The organism is Pseudomonas sp. Ant30-3 (genome assembly GCF_000690905.1).
In the GTDB taxonomy this organism is placed as follows: Bacteria; Pseudomonadota; Gammaproteobacteria; order Pseudomonadales; family Pseudomonadaceae; genus Aquipseudomonas.
This window is the reverse complement of record NZ_JMCL01000037.1, coordinates 14,998-33,705: the sequence shown is the minus strand read 5'-3', so window position 1 is coordinate 33,705 and position 18,708 is coordinate 14,998. Positions and strand designations below refer to the sequence as shown.

The window sequence follows — 18,708 nt, the reverse complement described above, 5'->3', positions numbered from 1 at the left end:
AGTCAACTGATTCAAATTCATAGGTATCAGTATGAATCATAGAAAATTTAGTAGCAGCATGAGGTTGATACGCTCATTGGGCATGATGTTCATAACTTTCATGCTCGCCAGCATAGCGAAGGCGGAATTGGTACAGGTGGAATACCTATCATCCAACGGCCAACGAACAGTATCTGCATCGAAAGAGATATTCATCAACCCTAAAGGTGACTTAAGCGTCTATTTAAGCGCAGGTGTAGACCGAACCCTGAAAGCCCGGCTACTGACCTCAAGTGGCTCTGTAGTTGCAGAAACTAAGAGTGGTTTGTTGGGTGCAAATGACAAAATTATTGTTAATAACGTTTCATACTACGGTGCCGTTTTAAAACTGCCCGCTCCCAAGTCTGGAAATTATACTCTTATAGCTGAGATTTTGAATTCTGACGGCAGTGCCGTCCTGCAAAGCGACAGCTACAATCTCCAGGTCGACGTAACCTCCCCAGTTATCGGAGGGGAAATAGTACGTACTAATGGTGGCTACAACTATCCCATTAGCGTGTTAGCACCGCTAGCGTGGGGTGAAGACGCCGGCGGCACAGTTACAGTTTCAGGGCTAGCTGATCAAAGTTCGGGGATAGATAAAGTTGAGTTCTTCGCAATAGACTCAGGCGGGGTACGAAGAACGTTTCAGAGCCTTGTTAATATCGAAGCAGCCAGTGCAACTGCAAAGATTACTGAAATCACAAACGGTAGCTTAACGCCTTACGATAGACAAATTTATACCATGGGCTTTCGCGTATTCGATAAAGCAGGTAACTACACCGACAAAAGTTTGCCCATAGCTATAGACCGAAAGGTTCCTGAATATTTGCGTATAGAGGTATTTGACTTAAAGACAAATAGCTGGATTGCATATACGCCAAAGATGACGGTCTATTCAAATCCGGTAAAGATTAGATATGTCCGCAAGAAGCTTGATCATACTAGTTTCAATGGCACACTGTTTGGGTGGGGGGACAGTATCTACAATAGTCAGGACGCTGAATTTTTATATTTCACTACCGATTTGGAGTATCCAAAAAATTCTACAAACTATTTTGTACTTCAGAACAAAGCAGGGCTGGCAACCGTTCAGTACTATTCCAATTTCATCTTTACGTTAGCCCCTGGGGTTGAAGGCGGTCCTGTACCAACCGGAATTACGTATCAAATCCAAGGGAGAGAGTGGACGAAAAGCGACACAATACGAGAGTCGAAGCCATTTACAGTCTCGCTTGTAAAGATTTCAACTGAACCTAGAGGGTATAATCAAATAGCTGGCGTCAATGGTGTGACATGTGCTATTCCTGCTGGGCAAACTGAATGCACAATGAATCCTAATATTAACATCTCCACTGGTCGTGGATATGTTCCTTATCCATATTTCGTATCTAAGGATGACCGCACCTTTGCAAACTATGGCGGGTATTTATATACGTATTGGGATTTCAATTCGCCAAAGGTGTCGGGTATTGTTGTTGATTTTTCTAAGCGTGAAGTTGTAGCGACTGTAGTCGATGACGATCGCATGCTCAATTGGCAGCATTATATGTGGGATACACAAGAGTTTAGAATGACTCTTGAGGCTGGCGGGAAAAAGACAATTGTACCTCCTTTTTCTATTATTGACCTTGACTATAAAACAAAACAGGTTCGGTTTAAGCTTGGAAAAATTCAAAATGGCTATTACCGAGTAGGTGTCGAGGCGCAGGATACATACGGCAATATCGGCAGCGCATTCATTAGTGATAATACGTTCATAGATAGTAATGCACCTACCATTAACATTGCATCCAAGCCCGTTATTGCAAGTCTTGATGAGATACTAATCACCATTACAGATGATGTGGACCCGGCACCAGCTATACAGAGGATAGCTCTCAAGGGTGGGCCAACCTCAACTTCAATAGACTTGGCCTGGCGTGCTGTCTCGTCTGGCAAGTATCTTCTGGAGTATCCGATTATTTTTCCTTCGGAGAGTGAGGCTGAGACATACTCCCTAGAAGTCATCGCTTCAGACAAATATGGTAATGTCGCAAACCAGAGTAAGAGTTTTTCTTATAAACCACGAACTGTCGGTATTATTAAACATCCGGATGGTGTGGTCCGTATCCCAGCCGTGAATCATGTGTTCAATCGAAATGACGGTACTGATGTTATCGATAGTGCTCCCCTTACTCTAAATGATGGCTCGGTTGTTGCCGGAACTTATGACTTGATAGCCTCGTTGCGAGGAGATTCCGTAGGTAGTTTGTTGGTGTCCGGTGTACTTATTGAGCCAGGGGCAACTGTCGTTGTTGGTAAGATAAACTTTTCCAACACTCAGGGTAGAATTAGTATCCCTGTTAAATCAGGTTCGGAGGGTGCATCTGGAGCTAACAATCTAATTCTATCTACTTCGGCCCCGAATGCTCCAATTATTTCAGCCAATATTCAAACCTGGATGCCCTCTCCAATTGTTTCACTAACAGCTGGACCAATTGTGCAGTCGATGACTGATGTCCTTGTAAAAATTGAAGTCCCTTCTTCTTCTATTTGTAAAATTACATCTTCTGAGGTTTATGCAAGAGCATCAGATGCATTGCTTAGTCCCGCGTGTTTCTTGGAGTGGTTAGAAGTTCCGAGTGGACTTAAAGTTGTCTTGGATGAAAAAAATGGACGTTCTACATCTGTTTTACAGGGCCGTACTTTGGAACCTGGTGTGAACAGAGTCAAATACTCGATTTCAATATTTAATCAAGGAAAAGAGAAGGTACTCCTTCACCAAGAGGAAAAAGAATTTGTAGTCCAACCAGCAACTGGCTCATCATCGTTCCAACAGTCCTTGAGTGAACGGTCGGTTACACGAGCTCTTGAAAACGTTTCCTTGACGATGGCGCAGCGCTCTGGCCCGGCGTGTTTGATCACTGGTGATGAGGCAGCGGCAAAGAGTGCAGGTATGAGCGGCGGTGCATTGAGGTGCTTGATTGAGTTCTCTGTGAGCCCGAAAGACCTCAGCATTAAAGCTCTTGATCCTCTTGAATTGACCGGTGTTTTCACCCGTTCCGGGCAGCATCCGATCCGCTGGACGGCTAGCGTCTACGACACCACCGGGAAAAAGATCACCCTCGAAGAGGGGCAATCGGTCATTCAGGTAATAGAGCCGCCTGTAACAACGAAACTGACGGTCAGCGTCAACGAAAGCTCATCGGTGGACGCAACTCCCATAGAGGACTTCCCGGCAGCGTGGGAGAAGAAAACCTATTCAGTTCTGTCGAGCCCGTCCCAGGGCTCTGTAGTAGCGACCCCTACCGGGTTCACCTACACCCCGAACACTGGATACGTTGGCCCCGATGAGTTCAGGTACCGCGTGCAGGACGTGTCTGGGATGAAGGCTGAAGCCACCGCGGTTGTGAATGTCGCGAAGTTCAATTACGCCCCTACCTGGACGGGAGTAATCATTCAGGCCCGTGAAGGGCAAGTTAGTGACCAAGTTGATCCTGAGGTGCATGACATCAATCTCTGGGACAGCCATACGTTCAAGATCCTCACGAACCCGACGCACGGGACTGTCCGTGTGTTCTATGGCCGTATGGAGTACACCCCTAATCCGGGTTTCTATGGGGAAGATTCGTTCACTTTCAGCGCCACGGATCAGGAAGGGCTCAGTGTTGAAGGAGAGGGGAAGGTCACTGTTGCTCAGTTTAATTTTGCACCAACGGGTATCACCCCTTCGACAGTGAAGATGTATGCAGGAATCGGTGGAACGGCCGATCTGAAAGTGATCGATCCGAACAACTGGGGCTCGCACACCTTGCAAGTCGTCAAACAGCCAGCACATGGCCACGTGACGGTGGAGGGAATGAGCATCACCTATAAGACCGATGGCCAGGCTGAAACCTCAGTACAGATTCGTGCCATTGACCAGGATGGCCTCTATGTCGATCAAGATGTTGTCCTGAAGCTTTTGCCGGCCTGGGATATGTTCAAAGACCGCGAAGTTCAGCCTACCTCGGTGGCCCCGAGCATCCCGGCCGTGAAGCACCAAATGACGACCCGTTTGGGTGCCTATGCGCTCCGAATTCCCGACCAGGAAGTGATTCAGGCTCTCGGCGGCGAGATCATCGCCATCGTCACGCCTGACTCGAAAGTTGGGGTGACACTGGAGCATCGTGAGCTTTCTCAAGGCACTGGTATGCGTCTGGTACCTACTAAAATGACTGCCGATCTGCTGGAGGCCCGTTTAGGTGGCCTGGATGTTGGGGTCGATGGCCAGGCGCTGGTCTATCTCAGTCGCGCCGATATGACCGGCCCTGTCTATTCCGTGCCGGTAACCGTATGGGCTCCGGAGGGCGTACTGACGGCTGATGCATGGGAGATTCTGCAAGCGTCCGGCCGTGCTCAAATCAGCTTCAGCCCGAGCAATGGGGCATGCAGCATCTTGACCAGCGAAGCTGTCGCGAAGCCGAAAAATGCACTTCAGGATCGTGCTTGCTACGTCACTTGGACGAAAACCCCCGATGAATGGCGCAACGCTAGTACCTTGGCCAACCTGATGATGGATGCCGGCGGGAGTTCTTTGGGAAACCAGACTATCGAGGCTACCGCCTATGTGTTTGACCCTAGCGGCGTGAAGCACAAGGTTGCGAGCTTCACTCGTGACCTGAAGATCCTTCCGGTTGCAGATCAGATCCGCTTTGGCCTGAAGCCAGCACCGGCAGAGGCCTATCAGAAGGTGCAGCAACTTTCCTTGTTGCTCCGTCACACGGATGGCCCTGTGTGTGATGCAACGGCGAACGAAGGCGTTGCGAAAAAGACGGCTCAGCAATGGTCGAGCCGCCCATCGTGCCTTATCCGTTGGATGCAGATGCCAGAAGGCATGGCCCAGCAACGCAACACAGTTACGCCACTCGCGGAAGGAACAATGACCCTGCTTGGAGCGAACAACATCTCCTGGAAGGCATCCATGTTTACGCCGAGTGGTCAGGAAATCGATATTGGCTACGGAGAGCACACCGTAAACGTGATCGAGCCGCCGGCAATCGAAATCGATATGCCGGCAAGCAACCTGGTGAAAGAAGGGCTGTATTCGGTCTCACAACTCGGCGGCTATGTTGGTAGCGCATCAGTGACTGCAATCGCAGCTTCCTTGGACGTGGCGATCAATCGGGCGGATGCAGTGATCGAACGGTCTACGATTCCGAGTTACGGTCGTGCCCAGCGGTTTACGCGCTACATCGAGGGGGCCGAGGCTCCCCTGTGGAGCGTAACGCCATACTCTGTTGACGTTGGATACACCGCGTTGCCAGAGATGAGGTCGACCAAAACCGCGTCACTCCTGGCGGTCCCTCACGACAAAATTCTCCCTGTCATTCTCAACGACGAGAGAACTGTCCTGGATACGGTCAGCCTTCCAATCCGCGTGGCCATCAAGGACACCCGCTACATGGAGGACGCATATCGGCTGAGCAGCATGGGCGACTGGGATATTCGCCTGCTTTCGACAACTGCCGGAGTGAATTATGAGCCGATGACGAACTGGGAGCCCATCGACGAGAACGGGGAGGTTGAGTTTGAGATCGATCTACAATCGCTGACGAACAAAGCGGTTCGCATCATTGCAGAAGCGCGTGTTCGCTCCCCTGTGCCGGAATACGAGCTGATTCGGGAGTCGGGCTCGCCAATGGTGCTCTCCGTTCTCAACGGCGAATCTCTCGATGGTTCAATCCAGGCATTGCGGGTTATCGGCCCAGCTCCTCTTCGCAGCAGCTTCTACGCCGTCACCAACGATCGCTACCAGTCAGGAGACCTTGGTGACGTGCGCTGGGAAATGAGCAAGGACGGCGGCGTGACGTGGGAGGACGTTGAGGCCAATGCGAAGCTGCCGCAACGGCTCAGCATGGTCTTTCAGCGGGGTACATATCTGCTGAGGGCAGAGTTGACGAACCGTCATAGCGGCGCGAAATCCATGACCCCTACCGTTGAAGTTATTGCCTATGTCGTGCCCGTTGCCCGCCTTAAAGGCCCAGCAAACGTGTTTATTGGTGATAGCGGTACGTTCACGCTCACTGACCTCAAAGGTAATGCGCTCGATACGACCGGAATGGTTGTGGAATGGTCGGAGGATCGCGGTAAAACCTGGGCCGCTGGGGAGGGCTCCTACCGGCTGAGCCGCAACTCTGCTGATCGTGTGTACCTCACGGCCAGGCTGAAATACTCAGACTCACCAGAGGATAAGCGCGTCTACAAAACCCTCCGCGCAGGCGTTGCGTTTAGACCTGTCCGGCCGCCTCGTGTCCAGATCATCGGGCCGCGCCGTCCTGAGGTAGGAAAGGAAGCTACCTGGGTCGCCAACTTGATGATGCCGTACCCGAAAATGGATATGACAATGGATGGTGAGTTCATCCTGCCTGACGGCACAGTCGTCGACTCCACTGAGGTGAAGTACACCCCAACTCGGGAGGACATGGAGAAAGAAGAGAGCTACATCAGCGTCCGATCTTGGATCAATGGGTATGAGGATCGAGGCGGTTTGGGCCTAACTCAGCACCGTCTTATTTTCTGGTCGTACGACTGGCCTGAGTGGAAGATCAACACCAAATACTCAGCCAAGTATGCGCCGGCAGACTTGACCATGACGGCTCGCTCTCTTGGCTTGTTCCGAGAGTTCGAGGGCTTGACCATCGAGTGGGATATCCCACCCTACGCCGGCCTAGAAATGATCAAGGACTCCAGCCAGACCAGTCGCATCGTTCGACTGACTGAGCCGGGGATCTACACATTCGGTGCTCATATCACCGACTCGCGGGGCAACTACAGCTATGCCGAAACAGAGATGGAGTTTTTGGAGCCTATTCCGTGGGATGTGAAATTGTCCTGGAGTGGGGATAACGACGCGAATCGTGCCCCGCTGGGCGTTCTGATCCGACCATCAATCACCGGCGGGCATCCCAAGGATCAGATACTCAGCAAAACGTTCAGTCTCAACGGGGAGACGCTATCAAGCTCAGGGGATTATGGGCGAGCGACCCTTGAAGAGGAGGGCGTGTATACGGTGAAACTGGATGTCGCCAGCGCAATGGGGCACACAGCAACAGGCCAGGTTGACATCTCGGTGGCAAGGAACAAGCCCCCGGTCTGCAAGCTGGAGCTTGTGGTCGGTCGAACCTCCTGGCTGGTAAAAGCCGTTTGTACTGATGAAGATGGCCGCATGGCCAAAAACCTTTGGTTCATCAATGGTGAGCAGCAGGCTCTCAGCTCAAACAGCATCTCTGTGCCAATGTGGCGTTATCCAGATGGCGAGCCGGTAATTACGCTTGTAGGTATCGATAACTCCGGCGCGGAATCGCCTCCAGTCTCCAACAAGTAAAGAGAAGGGCCGCTTGACATCCTCCCCGGCCTAAGCGCCGGGGATTCCCTCTCCAGGACGCTCATGCCCGAGCGCGAGAATGTTCCTGGCCGCGTTCACGTCGCGGTCGTGAGTGACACCGCACTCACAGATCCATTCTCTTATTCCAAGCCCTGCGATACCTCTCGGCCTGCTGTCGGGCAATGCACCGCAACAGCTACAGGTTTGGGTGGTGTACGCCTCGTTCACTACCCTGAAGACGATGCCTGCGTGCGCGCATTTGTAGGCCAGCATCGTTTTCAGTTGACCCCAGCCGGCATCGAGCACCGACTTGGCCATGGTGGTTCTGACGAGTTTCTGCGGGCTGACATCGCCCACGATGATCATGTTGCAGCGCTCGACCAGCGAGCGGCTGAATTTGTGCAAGGCATCCTTGCGCCGATTGGCGATCTTCGCGTGGATGGCCCGCACACGAGCCTTCTTGCCGGCACGCTGGGCTTTCGCCAGCCTGGGCTCCAGGTCGCGGTAGAAACGGCCGTTCTCCAGTCGCTGCCCGTCGCTACAGGTGGCCACGTCCTTCAGGCCCAGGTCGATGCCAACTGCCCCTTGCCCCGCTGATAGCTGGGTATCCAGCTCGACGACGACATTGAAATACCAGCGGCCTCGAGCGTCTTCGCTGAAGCTGCCGGAACGGAAGCGGTACTGGCCCAGCCCGTAGCTGTCCCAGACCTTGAAATAGTACCCGTTGTGGTAGATCTGGCCATTCTTCCAACTGGCAGCCGCGGTGTTGAACGGCACCCACCCGAGCGACCGCCGTGCACCACCAGACTTGCGCCAGTTCAGCCTCGCCTTGCGATACTGCTTGCGCCGGGTGACGTATTCAGCCGCGACACATTGCAGCGTTTGGCTATGCAGGCCAAGTTCCTTACCTGCTCCCTTGCTGTACGGATGCAGATCAAAGGCAGACAGAAACACCCCACGCTCACGGATTGAGCGATGGCTGAGTTCATTCAGGTAGTTCCAGACGAAATTCACGCTGCGCGCCATCTGCCGCAGCAGCGGCGCATGCTTGTCTCGAACGCGAACTTGGAGGGTCTTGGTGTGCTTCATGGCAATAACGTGCCACAAAATCGGAATAACCCAAGGGCCGCTGCGCGATGGGTCTTATATCCCCGCCAAGAATGACGGGTTTTTACGGCCCGACTGATAAAGCGGCCCTTTTTAATTTCCGTCGACAAATGCGCCTGAAAGCGAAACACAGGCTTACGGAAAGCACGAAAAATGTCTCCTGAGCGCAGCCCCTGCGCATGTCAACCTCTAGGAGCAAGACCAATGCACGTCAACAAAGCAACCCTCCAAACGATGGCCATCGCAGCGGCAATGGTGGTCGCCGGTACCGCGCTCGCGGGTACCGGCGGCGATACGTTCGATAGCGTGTGGATTACCTTGACTGAGTGGATGCAAGGTACCCTCGGCCGCATTCTGATCGGTCTGATGATCCTCACCGGCATCGGCGCGGGCGTTCTTCGCCAATCGCTTATGCCGTTCGTTACTGGCGTTGGCGGCGGTGTTGGTCTCTATGCTGCGCCGGATGTTATCGAGTCGGTAATGTCGGCAACTATCCCAGCAGCAGCTGTAGTCACCAACGCTCTCCAAGCCCTGCCTGTAGGCTTCTGATCTCAGTCAGAACGCCTCTCTGAAAGGCCTCTTTTTCCGACGCTAAAACGTCCTGAAAAAGAGGCCTTTTCTTTTCCGGGCCAAATACTCTGGGTGAATCGACTCAGGAGGTAAGCCCATGTTCAAACCAACCCGAACCATTCTTGCTATGACGCTGCTTGCATTGGCTGGCACCGCAGTAGCAGCGAGCCCTGCGGACAAGAACGCAGACAAGGTAGTGATGCTTCCTGCGTCTGCAATGCTGGCGATCGAGAAGAACGGCAAATTCGCCATCATCAGCGATACCGGCCGATTCATCATCCAGGGAACGGTTTATGACGTGTGGGCGAAGAAGGAGTTGAAAACCATCGAGGATGCTCGGATCGCCGCCCACTACATCCCAGTGGATAAGACCAACCTCGGTTTCAAGGATCTCGCCCCTCTCACAGTCGGCAACGGTGAGAAAGCAATCACCATGTTCTCCGACCCTGCTTGTGGGTTCTGCAAAGAGATCATTCAACAAGCCCGCTCATCCCTTCCCGAGGGGTATCGACTCGACGTGCTGATGTTGCCGCTGCTCAGCCAAGAGAGCGCGGTGCGCACCAAAGAACTCCTCTGCGCGAAAGACAAGGTTGCTGCGTGGAAAGCCGGCGCTTCCGGCGACATGAAAACTCCTCTCGAACAGCTCCCAACCGCGCAGTGTGATCTGGATGTGATCTCGAAGCGCCGGATGACAGCTCAGTTTCTTGGTGCTCGAAATGTCCCTTTCCTCATTCGTGATGACGGTTTGACCCGAGAAGGCAAGCCTGAAGAAGGCCTGCGCGCCTGGATTGAATCGAATCGCACCCTCTAAGGAATTCAGAAATGCTCAAAGCGCTTATCCGCTCAACACCGCGGCTCTCGAAGCTGATCAACGGCCTCGCCTACGAGCCGAATCTTTACCTGTTCCAGCTGGAAGGGAACCGCCTAGGATTCGCATTCCTGTGTTCCCCGCTCTCAGGCTCAAACGGGGATGAAGGCGACCGCCTGAAGGCTGGTTTGACGGTCGACTGGCCTGAGAAGACAACAATCCAGTTCAGCCTGATTTGCACTGAAAATATCAATGAGATGAAGACGGGATTCCTTCGCCTGCGTCGGGCCTTCCGTGAATCTGGCCGCACTGACCTTCCCGTGGAAACCCAAGCCTTGCTGGAGAAAGTGACGAACGCGCGGGCCGAGTATTTCAGTGACCGAACCATGCGCCCCGTTGATTCAATCTCAGGTGTACGCATTCGTGAACAGAGCCTGGTCGTATCCGTAACAATTCCGATCGCCAATGCGTTGCCTACCCAGACAGAAGCGAACGCGGCGAAGGAGCTTTTCGACGGACTGCGAACCTCGCTGGACAGCTGCAACCTGGCAGCCGTGCCGCTCACCAACGATTCCTACCGTGAAATTTTCTCCTCCATCCTGAACCAAGGGCCATCGGCGTCGTGGCGCGAAGATCCGGACATGAAGGCGGACACAGACAAGCCCCTGAATGAGCAGATCCTCGACTACAACCGCAGCCTCGACGTGAAGAAAGACCACCTTCAGATCGGAGATGACTGCTTTGTAAAAACGCTGTCGGCCAAGCGCTTCCCTGAAGTCATGTGGCAGGGCGATGCCTCTCAGTACCTCGCTGACATTCTGTCCCAGCGCGGCGGAATCCGGGGTAACTGCATCATCAACATGACCCTGTATTTCCCTCCCCAGCTGGAAACAAAGGACAAGCTGTCGAAGCGCCGCCAATGGGCCATCAACCAGAGCTTCGGCCCGATGGTGCATTTCGTACCCGTTCTACGGAAGACGAAGGAAGCCTATGACACGCTGTTTGAAGATCTCGACAAAGGGCTTCCCAACGTACAGGCGACAATGACCCTCGTGGTATTCGGCCGGAACCGGGAAGACCTCATTCAGGCAGCGTCGAATGCGAAGAGCCATTTTGCCACGCAGGGCTTCAGCCTCATGGAGGACAAGTTTTGTGTGCTGCCCGTGTTCGTGAACTCCCTACCTATGTGTGCCGACCCGGATGCGATGAGGGAGCTGTTCCGGTTCAAGACATTGAGCCTCACCCAGGCATTACCTTTGCTGCCGATCTATGGCGATTGGAAGGGCACTGGAACCCAGGTGGCCCCGTTCATTTCCCGAAACGGTCAGCCGGTTAGCTTCAACCTCTTTGACTCCGACACCAATTACAACGCGATGATCGCGGCCCAGTCGGGCTCCGGTAAGTCGTTTGCGACCAACTATCTCATCACGTCGTATCTGAGCATTGGAGCGAAGGTGTGGGTCATCGACGTGGGCCTGTCCTACCTAAAGCTGTCTGAGGCGTACAAGGGCGACTTTGCACGCTTTGACCAAGAGTCGAATCTCTGTCTCAACCCCTTCGAGCTGATTGAAGACTACAGCGAGGAAGAGGATGTCCTGGTTGGGCTGCTCTCTGCTATGGCTGCCCCAACCGTGCCCCTGATCGACTTCCAAACCGCCGGGCTAAAAAGGCACCTCACGCAATGCTGGGAAGAGTTGGGCAAGACGATGATCGTCGACAACATCGCTGATTCTCTGCTTGGCGACCCAGACCCGCGTATTCAAGACATTGGCCATCAGCTCTTCGCATTCACCTCGAAGGGGCAGTACGGCCGTTTCTTCAACGGTAAGAACAATCTCAACTTCAAGAATCCCTTCACCGTACTCGAGCTTGAGGAGCTGAAGGGTCGCCAACACCTTCAGCAAGTTGTGCTCCTTCAGCTGATCTACCAAATCCAGCAGGACATGTACCTTGGTGAGCGTGACCGCCCGAAAATTGTGATCATTGATGAAGCCTGGTCGCTGCTCTCCCAGGGCAACGTTGGTGAATTCATTGAGCACGGTTACCGGCGATTCCGGAAATATGGCGGTAGCGCCATTGTCATTACCCAGGGGGTCAACGACCTCTATCAGAACAAAGTCGGACAGGCCATTGCTGAAAACTCCGCGTTCACCCTCCTACTCGGTCAAAAGGCCGAAGCTATTGATGCTATCCAGGAAAACAAGCGTCTGCCGCTGGGAGAGGGTGGCTATCGAATCCTGAAGACTGTTAAGTCGTACAAGGGGCATTACTCCGAGATCTTCATGCTCACCCCCCGCGGGGCCGGTATCGTGCGCCTCACGGTGGACCCATATTCGATCCTCCTCTACTCGACCGCACCTGAAGATGTGCAGGCGATCCGAAACTACACGCTCACCGGCGTTCCGCAGGATGAGGCAATTCTGCGCGTGCTCCGTGACCGAGGTGTCGAGTACAGCTCTAATCCGGCGGAAGTCGCGTAATGGCGTTGTCGAACCCCTTCAGCATTGAGGCCAAGGTGCGAAGGGCAATGGCGAAGGTTGAGCGAGATCGAGCTCCAAAGCGACTCTCGGCAGCCTTTCTCGGCAAAGGCCTACTCTTTTCCGCAGTGGTTGCCGGCAGCGTTGTGCTGCTGGCATCCCGTTATTCGATCGCTATCGCTAGCCAGGACTCCCTATGCCTGCCCCCTTACAGGCTATGGATCATCGATAAAAAGCAGGATGACCTGGTGCGAGGGGAAATCTATGCCTTTCACTCCAAAGGTCTGAGTCCGATCTTTGCTGACGGCACGATCATCGTGAAGGTGCTTGAGGGAATGCCTGGCGATCGCGCCAAGGTCACGCTTGATGAAACAACCATCAATGGCGTGTCCGTAGGCAAAGGGCTTCAGGTAGCCAGCCAGCACGGGATTGATCCCCAGAAATACGTTCGGGAAGGGGAAATAGGCGCGGGCCGTTACTGGTTCTTCGGCCGCACGCCAGACTCTTTCGACTCCCGCTACTGGGGCTCAGCGTCGACAGACCAAATCATCGGGAAGGCGTATCCAATATGGTGAAAAAGCAACTAGCCATGTGCATTGGGCTGGCCTTCAGCTGCACGATGGCCATCGCCGGCGATGACCTTGGCATTCGCAAGTACGACATCAATGAATTCGATCCTGCGCTCCTCGATCAGGTCAGGGAAATCAGCCGAAATGCGAAAGCCGCGCGCGAAGAAATAAGCGGCCGAGATGACATGAGCTGGGTAAGTGAGATGGCCGAAAAGGCCATCGTTCAAGGCAGTGATGAAGAAGCCCAGCAGAACGATTCAGGGCTCGCTAGCGCAGATGGCTCAGATCGCGAGAAAAAACATCCCCTGGGCGATGGAAACCGCACTCTAATTTTCGTGTCGTGGTCGATGGGGGCTACTGCCCTCAAAGACATACTGCTGTCCTTTGACGGACTGCCTGGTGTTGGCATCGTTTTTCGAGGCATTCCTGATGGTATGTCGATGGGCGATGCTGTGACCAAAATGCACCTCCTCACGCAAGAGACGCAAAGCACTGTGAGTGTTCTGCTCGATCCTCTCGCATTCCAGCGTCATAGCGTTTCAGCCGTCCCCACCGTCGCTCTCGAAGCACCGAATGATGCTTTGATCGCTAAAGCTGCTGGGTCGTCCTCCGTTAGCTATATCGAGGGGGCGGTTAAGGATGGTAAGCGTGGGGATCTAGGCACTATTGGCTCTACACAGGAAATCATCGAGCCAGACCTCATGGAGGTTGCGAAACAGCGCATCGCAGAGCTGGACACCGACGCCATGAAGAAGCGAGCAATCGCTCGGTTTTGGGATAACCACAAAGGGCACCCATTGCCTCCGGTAACGGAGAGTGCGACACGCCTCGTCGACGCATCTGTCATCGTTCCCAATGACATTCTCGATAGCCAAGGAAGGGTTGTTCAGAAGGCGGGGAGGATCAATCCACTCGACATGATGCCTTTTGACCAGAAACTGGTCGTGATTGATCCGACGCAACCTTGGCAGGTTGCCCTGGCGAAGCGTGAATATGCAGACCATGGGGCAAATCTGACCGTCACTGTGATGGCGACTCAGATTCCCACTGCCTCTGGTTGGGATCTGTTCAACAGCGTTCAGGACAGCCTGGATGCGCCCTTGTACCTGCTGCCGCCTGACATGGCGGAGCGCTTCCAAATCTTTCGAGCCCCATCTGTCGTAACAGCCGACACCAAAAACTTTATCGTCCGCGAGGTTGCTCAAACAGCCTTCGAGGAGGCCAATCATGAGCATCAATAAGGTAATAACCGCCGCAATTCTGGTGATTGCAGGCATGTTTTCCCTGCCAGGGATAGCGGCTGAGGCGTCCTCTTCCGGAGAGGTGATGTGTGAGGACTCTGGCCTTTTTGGTCCGAAGTTGTTCACCGACATCTGCTGGGCGTGCCTCTTCCCAATTCGTGTTTCTGGTGTGCAAATAACCCCCGGCACAGCCCCCGCGAAGGCTACAAAAATGGTCTTCTGCATCTGCCAGGAAGGCTCATCCTCGATCTACAAGCCCGGAATCATCACTGCAATGTGGGAGCCGGCACGGATGGTTGAAACTGTCCGTAAGCCAGGCTGCTCGCCAACCCTAGGTGGTGTAACGCTGCCGCTTGGCAACAAGCGCAGCTATGGCCGACTTCGGCAGGACAACAGCACCCAGACAGGTCAGGCTGCCGGGTCGTTCTACCACGCGCATCTGTATGCATTCCCGCTACTTCAGATCCTCGATCTCTATACGCCTACCAAATGCAACCCGGACGGTTATCTCGACCTCGATATCATCTCTTTCACTGAGATCGACCCGACCTGGAACAACGGTACGTTGGCTTTCTTCCAGCACCCCGAGTCCGCGGCCGTGGCAAACCCAATCGCTATTGCGGCCTGTGCTGCCGAATCCGCGCTGGTTACCGCTCGAAAGGAACCTCTTGAGTCGCTTTGGTGGTGTACCGGTACATGGGGGAGCATCTACCCATTTGCCGGCGTAACCGTGGCGCAAGATGCAAACCGGACGACAGCATTGCTGGCTGCGCGAGTGATCGCTCAGCAACACCGCAGGGGCCTCGCTCGACGCACTATGGGTGATGAAAACGTGTGCAAGGCGGGTATCTACCCGACGATTCCGAAAAGCCAGTACAAAGTGACCCAGTTCTGGCCAAAGTCGCAGAACAGCAGAGCAATGTGGCTCGGAGAACCGCCGCAGACTTGGGAGGGTGGGCCTAGTCGGCATGTTCCAGGTACTGGGAACGATGCCATGTACATGTTCTGGCGATGGACAGATTGCTGCTCGAAGCTCTAATGGAGAATCCGCCCGTAAGGGCGGATTTGCGATGGTATGAGTCAACTGCCTCGTCCTGAAAATCGGGGCTTGTGAAAACAAGCTAGGTTGACCAGGGATAGCCGTAACCAACCGGCTACGTTTGCACCAGGTCGAACCGACCCACCCCGGAATGCTTCCTCAGTTCCGGGCACTGGAAGGTCGGGACCATGCTGGCGAAAGGTAAAGCGCCGAAGGTTCCGACCGCCGCGACAGCGGGAGCCGGGTGCAGACATTCCCGAGGGGAGCGAGCCGCAAGGCTCCGTCACCAGGCCCGTAAGGGCACAGTTCAAAGGAGGATCGCCGTGGCGGTCTATGTGTTGGATAAGACAGGCACGCCGTTGATGCCATGCAGCGAGAAGCGAGCGCGATTGTTGCTGGAGCGCGGTCGCGCCCGCATACACCGGCAGGTGCCGTTCGTGATCCGTCTGGTGGATCGGCGGCAGGCCGATAGCGCGCTGCAATCGCTGACGCTCAAGTTCGATCCGGGCAGCAAATTCACTGGCATTGCCTTGGTACGCCAGAAGGGCCAGCGGGTGTCTGTTCTCTCACTGATGGAATTGGCCCATCGGGGCGCAGCGATTCGCCAGGCCATGCAGCAGCGGGCGGCGTTTCGCCGTCGCCGCCGTGGTCAGAACCTGCGCCACCGCGCCCCGCGCTTCGACAACCGCACCCGGCCGGAAGGCTGGCTGCCGCCAAGCTTGCGCCACCGGTTGGACACCACGCTGGGCTGGGTCGGGAGGATGCGTAACTGGGCTCCGATCAGCGATCTGGCAGTCGAGCGGGTCAAGTTCGACATGCAGGCCATACAGAACCCGGAGATCAGCGGCGTCCAATACCAGCAGGGCGAGTTGGCCGGCTACGAGGTGCGTGAATACCTGCTGGAGAAGTGGGGCCGCTGCTGCGCCTACTGCGACGCTGAAAATACGCCGCTGGAGATCGAGCACATCGTTCCGCGCAGTGCCGGCGGCAGCGACCGGGTGCCCAACCTGACCCTGGCTTGCCGGCCCTGTAATCAGCGCAAGGGCAACCAGCCAGTCGAGGTGTTCCTGAAGGCCAGGCCAGAGCTGCTGGCCCGAATCAAGGCGAAAGCCAAAGCTCCACTTCGGGATGCCGCCGCCGTCAACGCCACCCGCAATGCCCTGTTCCGTGGCCTGCTGGATACCGGCCTGTCGGTCACCACGGGCACCGGGGCGCAAACCAAGTACAACCGCCGACGCCTTGACCTTCCGAAAACACATGCCCTTGATGCCGCCTGTGTCGGCGAGATCAGGGCCATCGAGCACTGGCACCGCCCCACGCTGGCGATTAAGGCCACCGGGCGGGGCGACTACCAGCGCACCCGCCTTACCGCCCACGGTTTTCCACGCGGCTATTTGACCCGACAGAAACGCCATTTCGGTTTCCAGACCGGCGATCAGGTGCGCGCCGAGGTGCCGACCGGCAAAAAGGCTGGCACCCACCAGGGTCGCGTCGCCGTGCGCAAGACCGGCAGCTTCAACATCCAGACGTCTGATGGCGTGGTTCAGGGCGTCCACCATCGCCATTTCACCCTGATTCAGCGGGCCGATGGCTACGCCTATTCCCACATCCAAACCGATAGCCCTCAATCCCAAAAGGAGGCAGCGAGAGCAGAGGTACGCTGAGCGTGCCGCGCTATCCCTTGGTCTGAGGGCCGGGATATCTCGTGCAAAATTGATGAATGACTTTCTAATGCTGTACCTGCCCCCTGTTTTGATTCTGGGGCTTCTCGCGGGCATCGCCCACGTTCGACTACTTGAATTTCCTGCATACCGAGGATGGTGGGGGGAGTACAAGGTGAACTTCATGCTCCGCCTGTGCCTTAGCGGCGAATACAAGGTGTTCGCCAACGCGATCTATCGAGGCAAGACAAGGGAAGAGTCGACACAGGTTGACCACATCATCGTGTCGCGCTACGGGATCTTTGTCCTGGAAACGAAGTGTTTCAAGGGGAAGATCATTACCTACCCAGAAGCCCCCGAGAGCTGGTTGCAGATCGTCGGCCGAAGGAAATATCGCGTGCAAAACCCGCTGATGCAGAACTACGCGCACGTGAAGGCAGTTCAGAAGGTCACCGGAGTCCACTCTCAGAAAATCCACAGCTACGCAGTGATGGCAGGGCAGGCCAGCTTCACCTATGGAATGCCTGAGCGGGTCTACAGCATTTGGGGCGTGATTCGTAAAATCCAGTCCTACAAAGCCCCGGTTTTTACTCGGGGCCATGTGGTGTCAATTTGCCGGGCGCTGAGCGAGCGCAGAATCAAGGGGGGGTATTGGGCTGCAAGGCGGCATGTCGAAAAGCTGAAGCGCCGAGGCGATGATGGATCTACAACGTGCCATGAAGATAGACCCCGAGAGGAACACCTATCGCCACCCCAACAAGAACAGCAGCAGTGACAGAGATGATCGCGACCGTATCCCAAAATACTGCCTCTGGCGGCGCTTCAAGTGATTCGTCGGTGGCCAGCTCTTCTGTCCACAGTGGGGTGGCTTCGCGTGGAGGAGGCTGATCCGTCGCTTGTCTGCGTCTTCTACTGGTTCTTGCCGGTGTTGACGTAAGATCATCAAGCATAATGACTCTCCTAAGCAAAACGCCCCGAATCCGGGGCGTTTTCATTACTGGCGCTATCAAGCAACCGCTTCTTCGGGAAGCGAATCGAGAGGGTCTGCATTGCCATCAGGCTCAATGTGACCCGCAGCCTCGCGCTCCTCCTTCTCGGCGCTCACTTTGGCTTCTGCCTTTTCGATATCTTCTTTGAGCTCTGCAACCTTGCTGGCGTATGCCTTTGCTCGCGCGCTCTGACCGAGGCCAACGAGTGAGCGGATCAGCCGGGCCATTTGGTTGCTCTTGTTTGCACGAAATTCCTCAGCTTCCGAGCTATCGATTTTCTCATGCAGCCAGGCGGTATCGACCTGGATAATCAGATGGTCAAATGCCTGAAGCAGGCTGCTCATCCTCTTGATTTCTGGGCTGGTGATTTCGAATTCACGAGTCAGTGGGGAGCTGTACCCTGCAAGCTCTTTGATTCCCAAGCTCTTCAAAAGCGTGTCCATCCGCTCAGACTCGTCACGCACGGCTACTTCCATGCGCTCGATTTTCTTCGAGACCGCATCAACCACCGCTTTGTGATCAAAGGTCTTGAGGTTTTTCGCCAGCTTGCGGGACGTAACGTCGATGATAAAAAGGGCCGTCATGAGGCTATCGAAACGGTTGCCGGCGAAGAACTTGGCCTGCTCCGTGTTCAGTACCATTTTTCCTTTGAGGGATGGCTTGGAGTATTGGTATTTCGTAGGTTGTGGTTGAGCGGTCGCCATTAGCGGTTTCTCCGGATGTTGGTGGCCAGCCTATTGCACCAGCTTGCGGAGCCTCTGGATTTCGATTTCACGCACGAATAGCGTCGGAATTTGAGGTGCGTTTTTCTGGTTGACGACAGAGTGAAATGGCGGCGAGAATTGCGGCACTCATCGGCCAAGGTCGATTAAGAATTTGCC

The 18,708-nt window shown here is 54.8% G+C and carries 11 protein-coding genes; 9 read left to right on the top strand and 2 right to left on the bottom strand.

Annotation, left to right across the window (positions count from 1 at the left end):
* Positions 1-82: 82 nt before the first annotated feature.
* Entirely contained in the window at positions 83-7,366 is a 7,284-nt protein-coding gene (locus DU29_RS01000000129805; protein WP_172691842.1) for an Ig-like domain-containing protein, read from the top strand.
* Between the two features lie 30 nt (positions 7,367-7,396).
* Here DU29_RS01000000129805 and DU29_RS0110240 read toward each other — a convergent pair whose 3' ends face one another.
* Positions 7,397-8,455 (bottom strand): RNA-guided endonuclease InsQ/TnpB family protein, encoded by a 1,059-nt coding sequence (locus DU29_RS0110240; protein ID WP_028621628.1) that lies wholly within the window; start codon positions 8,453-8,455, stop codon positions 7,397-7,399.
* Positions 8,456-8,677: 222 nt separating this feature from the next.
* On the opposite strand from DU29_RS0110240, the gene traA reads away from it, so the two are divergent.
* The 8 genes from traA (at position 8,678) to DU29_RS0110200 (ending at position 17,613) form a co-directional block, all read left to right on the top strand.
* Complete coding sequence (traA, locus tag DU29_RS0110235) at positions 8,678-9,022, top strand: TraA family conjugative transfer protein (protein WP_013100908.1); 345 nt, start codon at positions 8,678-8,680, stop codon at positions 9,020-9,022.
* A 118-nt stretch (positions 9,023-9,140) separates the two neighbouring features.
* Positions 9,141-9,854: a DsbC family protein gene (locus DU29_RS0110230; protein ID WP_013100909.1), complete on the top strand. Its 714-nt coding sequence runs from the start codon at positions 9,141-9,143 to the stop codon at positions 9,852-9,854.
* 11 nt (positions 9,855-9,865) lie between these two features.
* Positions 9,866-12,331: a type IV secretion system protein TraC gene (gene traC, locus DU29_RS0110225; protein WP_028621627.1), complete on the top strand. Its 2,466-nt coding sequence runs from the start codon at positions 9,866-9,868 to the stop codon at positions 12,329-12,331.
* Complete coding sequence (locus tag DU29_RS0110220; protein WP_028621626.1) at positions 12,331-12,903, top strand: S26 family signal peptidase; 573 nt, start codon at positions 12,331-12,333, stop codon at positions 12,901-12,903. Before traC ends, DU29_RS0110220 begins: the two co-directional genes overlap by 1 nt.
* Complete coding sequence (locus DU29_RS0110215) at positions 12,897-14,138, top strand: TrbC family F-type conjugative pilus assembly protein (protein WP_028621625.1); 1,242 nt, start codon at positions 12,897-12,899, stop codon at positions 14,136-14,138. Before DU29_RS0110220 ends, DU29_RS0110215 begins: the two co-directional genes overlap by 7 nt.
* On the top strand, positions 14,125-15,177 hold the full coding sequence (locus DU29_RS0110210) for a TraU family protein (RefSeq protein ID WP_050483099.1): 1,053 nt from the start codon (positions 14,125-14,127) through the stop codon (positions 15,175-15,177). The genes DU29_RS0110215 and DU29_RS0110210 overlap by 14 nt, the downstream gene beginning before the upstream one ends.
* Before the next feature lie 323 nt (positions 15,178-15,500).
* On the top strand, positions 15,501-16,841 hold the full coding sequence (gene iscB, locus DU29_RS0110205) for an RNA-guided endonuclease IscB (RefSeq protein ID WP_028621623.1): 1,341 nt from the start codon (positions 15,501-15,503) through the stop codon (positions 16,839-16,841).
* Between the two features lie 52 nt (positions 16,842-16,893).
* The gene (locus tag DU29_RS0110200) at positions 16,894-17,613 is read left to right on the top strand and encodes a nuclease-related domain-containing protein (RefSeq protein ID WP_236645597.1); all 720 of its coding nucleotides are present in this window, start codon (positions 16,894-16,896) and stop codon (positions 17,611-17,613) included.
* A 231-nt stretch (positions 17,614-17,844) separates the two neighbouring features.
* Here DU29_RS0110200 and DU29_RS0110195 read toward each other — a convergent pair whose 3' ends face one another.
* Positions 17,845-18,531 (bottom strand): DUF1845 domain-containing protein, encoded by a 687-nt coding sequence (locus DU29_RS0110195; protein WP_028621621.1) that lies wholly within the window; start codon positions 18,529-18,531, stop codon positions 17,845-17,847.
* Positions 18,532-18,708 lie beyond the last annotated feature (177 nt).

Excerpts from the sequence above, each read along its gene's own strand:
- DU29_RS01000000129805 (WP_172691842.1), top strand. The coding sequence starts at position 83 with ATGATGTTCATAACTTTCATGCTCGCCAGCATAGCGAAGGCGGAATTG.
- DU29_RS0110240 (WP_028621628.1), bottom strand. The coding sequence starts at position 8,455 with ATGAAGCACACCAAGACCCTCCAAGTTCGCGTTCGAGACAAGCATGCG.
- traA (WP_013100908.1), top strand. The coding sequence starts at position 8,678 with ATGCACGTCAACAAAGCAACCCTCCAAACGATGGCCATCGCAGCGGCA.
- DU29_RS0110230 (WP_013100909.1), top strand. The coding sequence starts at position 9,141 with ATGTTCAAACCAACCCGAACCATTCTTGCTATGACGCTGCTTGCATTG.
- traC (WP_028621627.1), top strand. The coding sequence starts at position 9,866 with ATGCTCAAAGCGCTTATCCGCTCAACACCGCGGCTCTCGAAGCTGATC.
- DU29_RS0110220 (WP_028621626.1), top strand. The coding sequence starts at position 12,331 with ATGGCGTTGTCGAACCCCTTCAGCATTGAGGCCAAGGTGCGAAGGGCA.
- DU29_RS0110215 (WP_028621625.1), top strand. The coding sequence starts at position 12,897 with ATGGTGAAAAAGCAACTAGCCATGTGCATTGGGCTGGCCTTCAGCTGC.
- DU29_RS0110210 (WP_050483099.1), top strand. The coding sequence starts at position 14,125 with ATGAGCATCAATAAGGTAATAACCGCCGCAATTCTGGTGATTGCAGGC.
- DU29_RS0110200 (WP_236645597.1), top strand. The coding sequence starts at position 16,894 with ATGAATGACTTTCTAATGCTGTACCTGCCCCCTGTTTTGATTCTGGGG.
- DU29_RS0110195 (WP_028621621.1), bottom strand. The coding sequence starts at position 18,531 with ATGGCGACCGCTCAACCACAACCTACGAAATACCAATACTCCAAGCCA.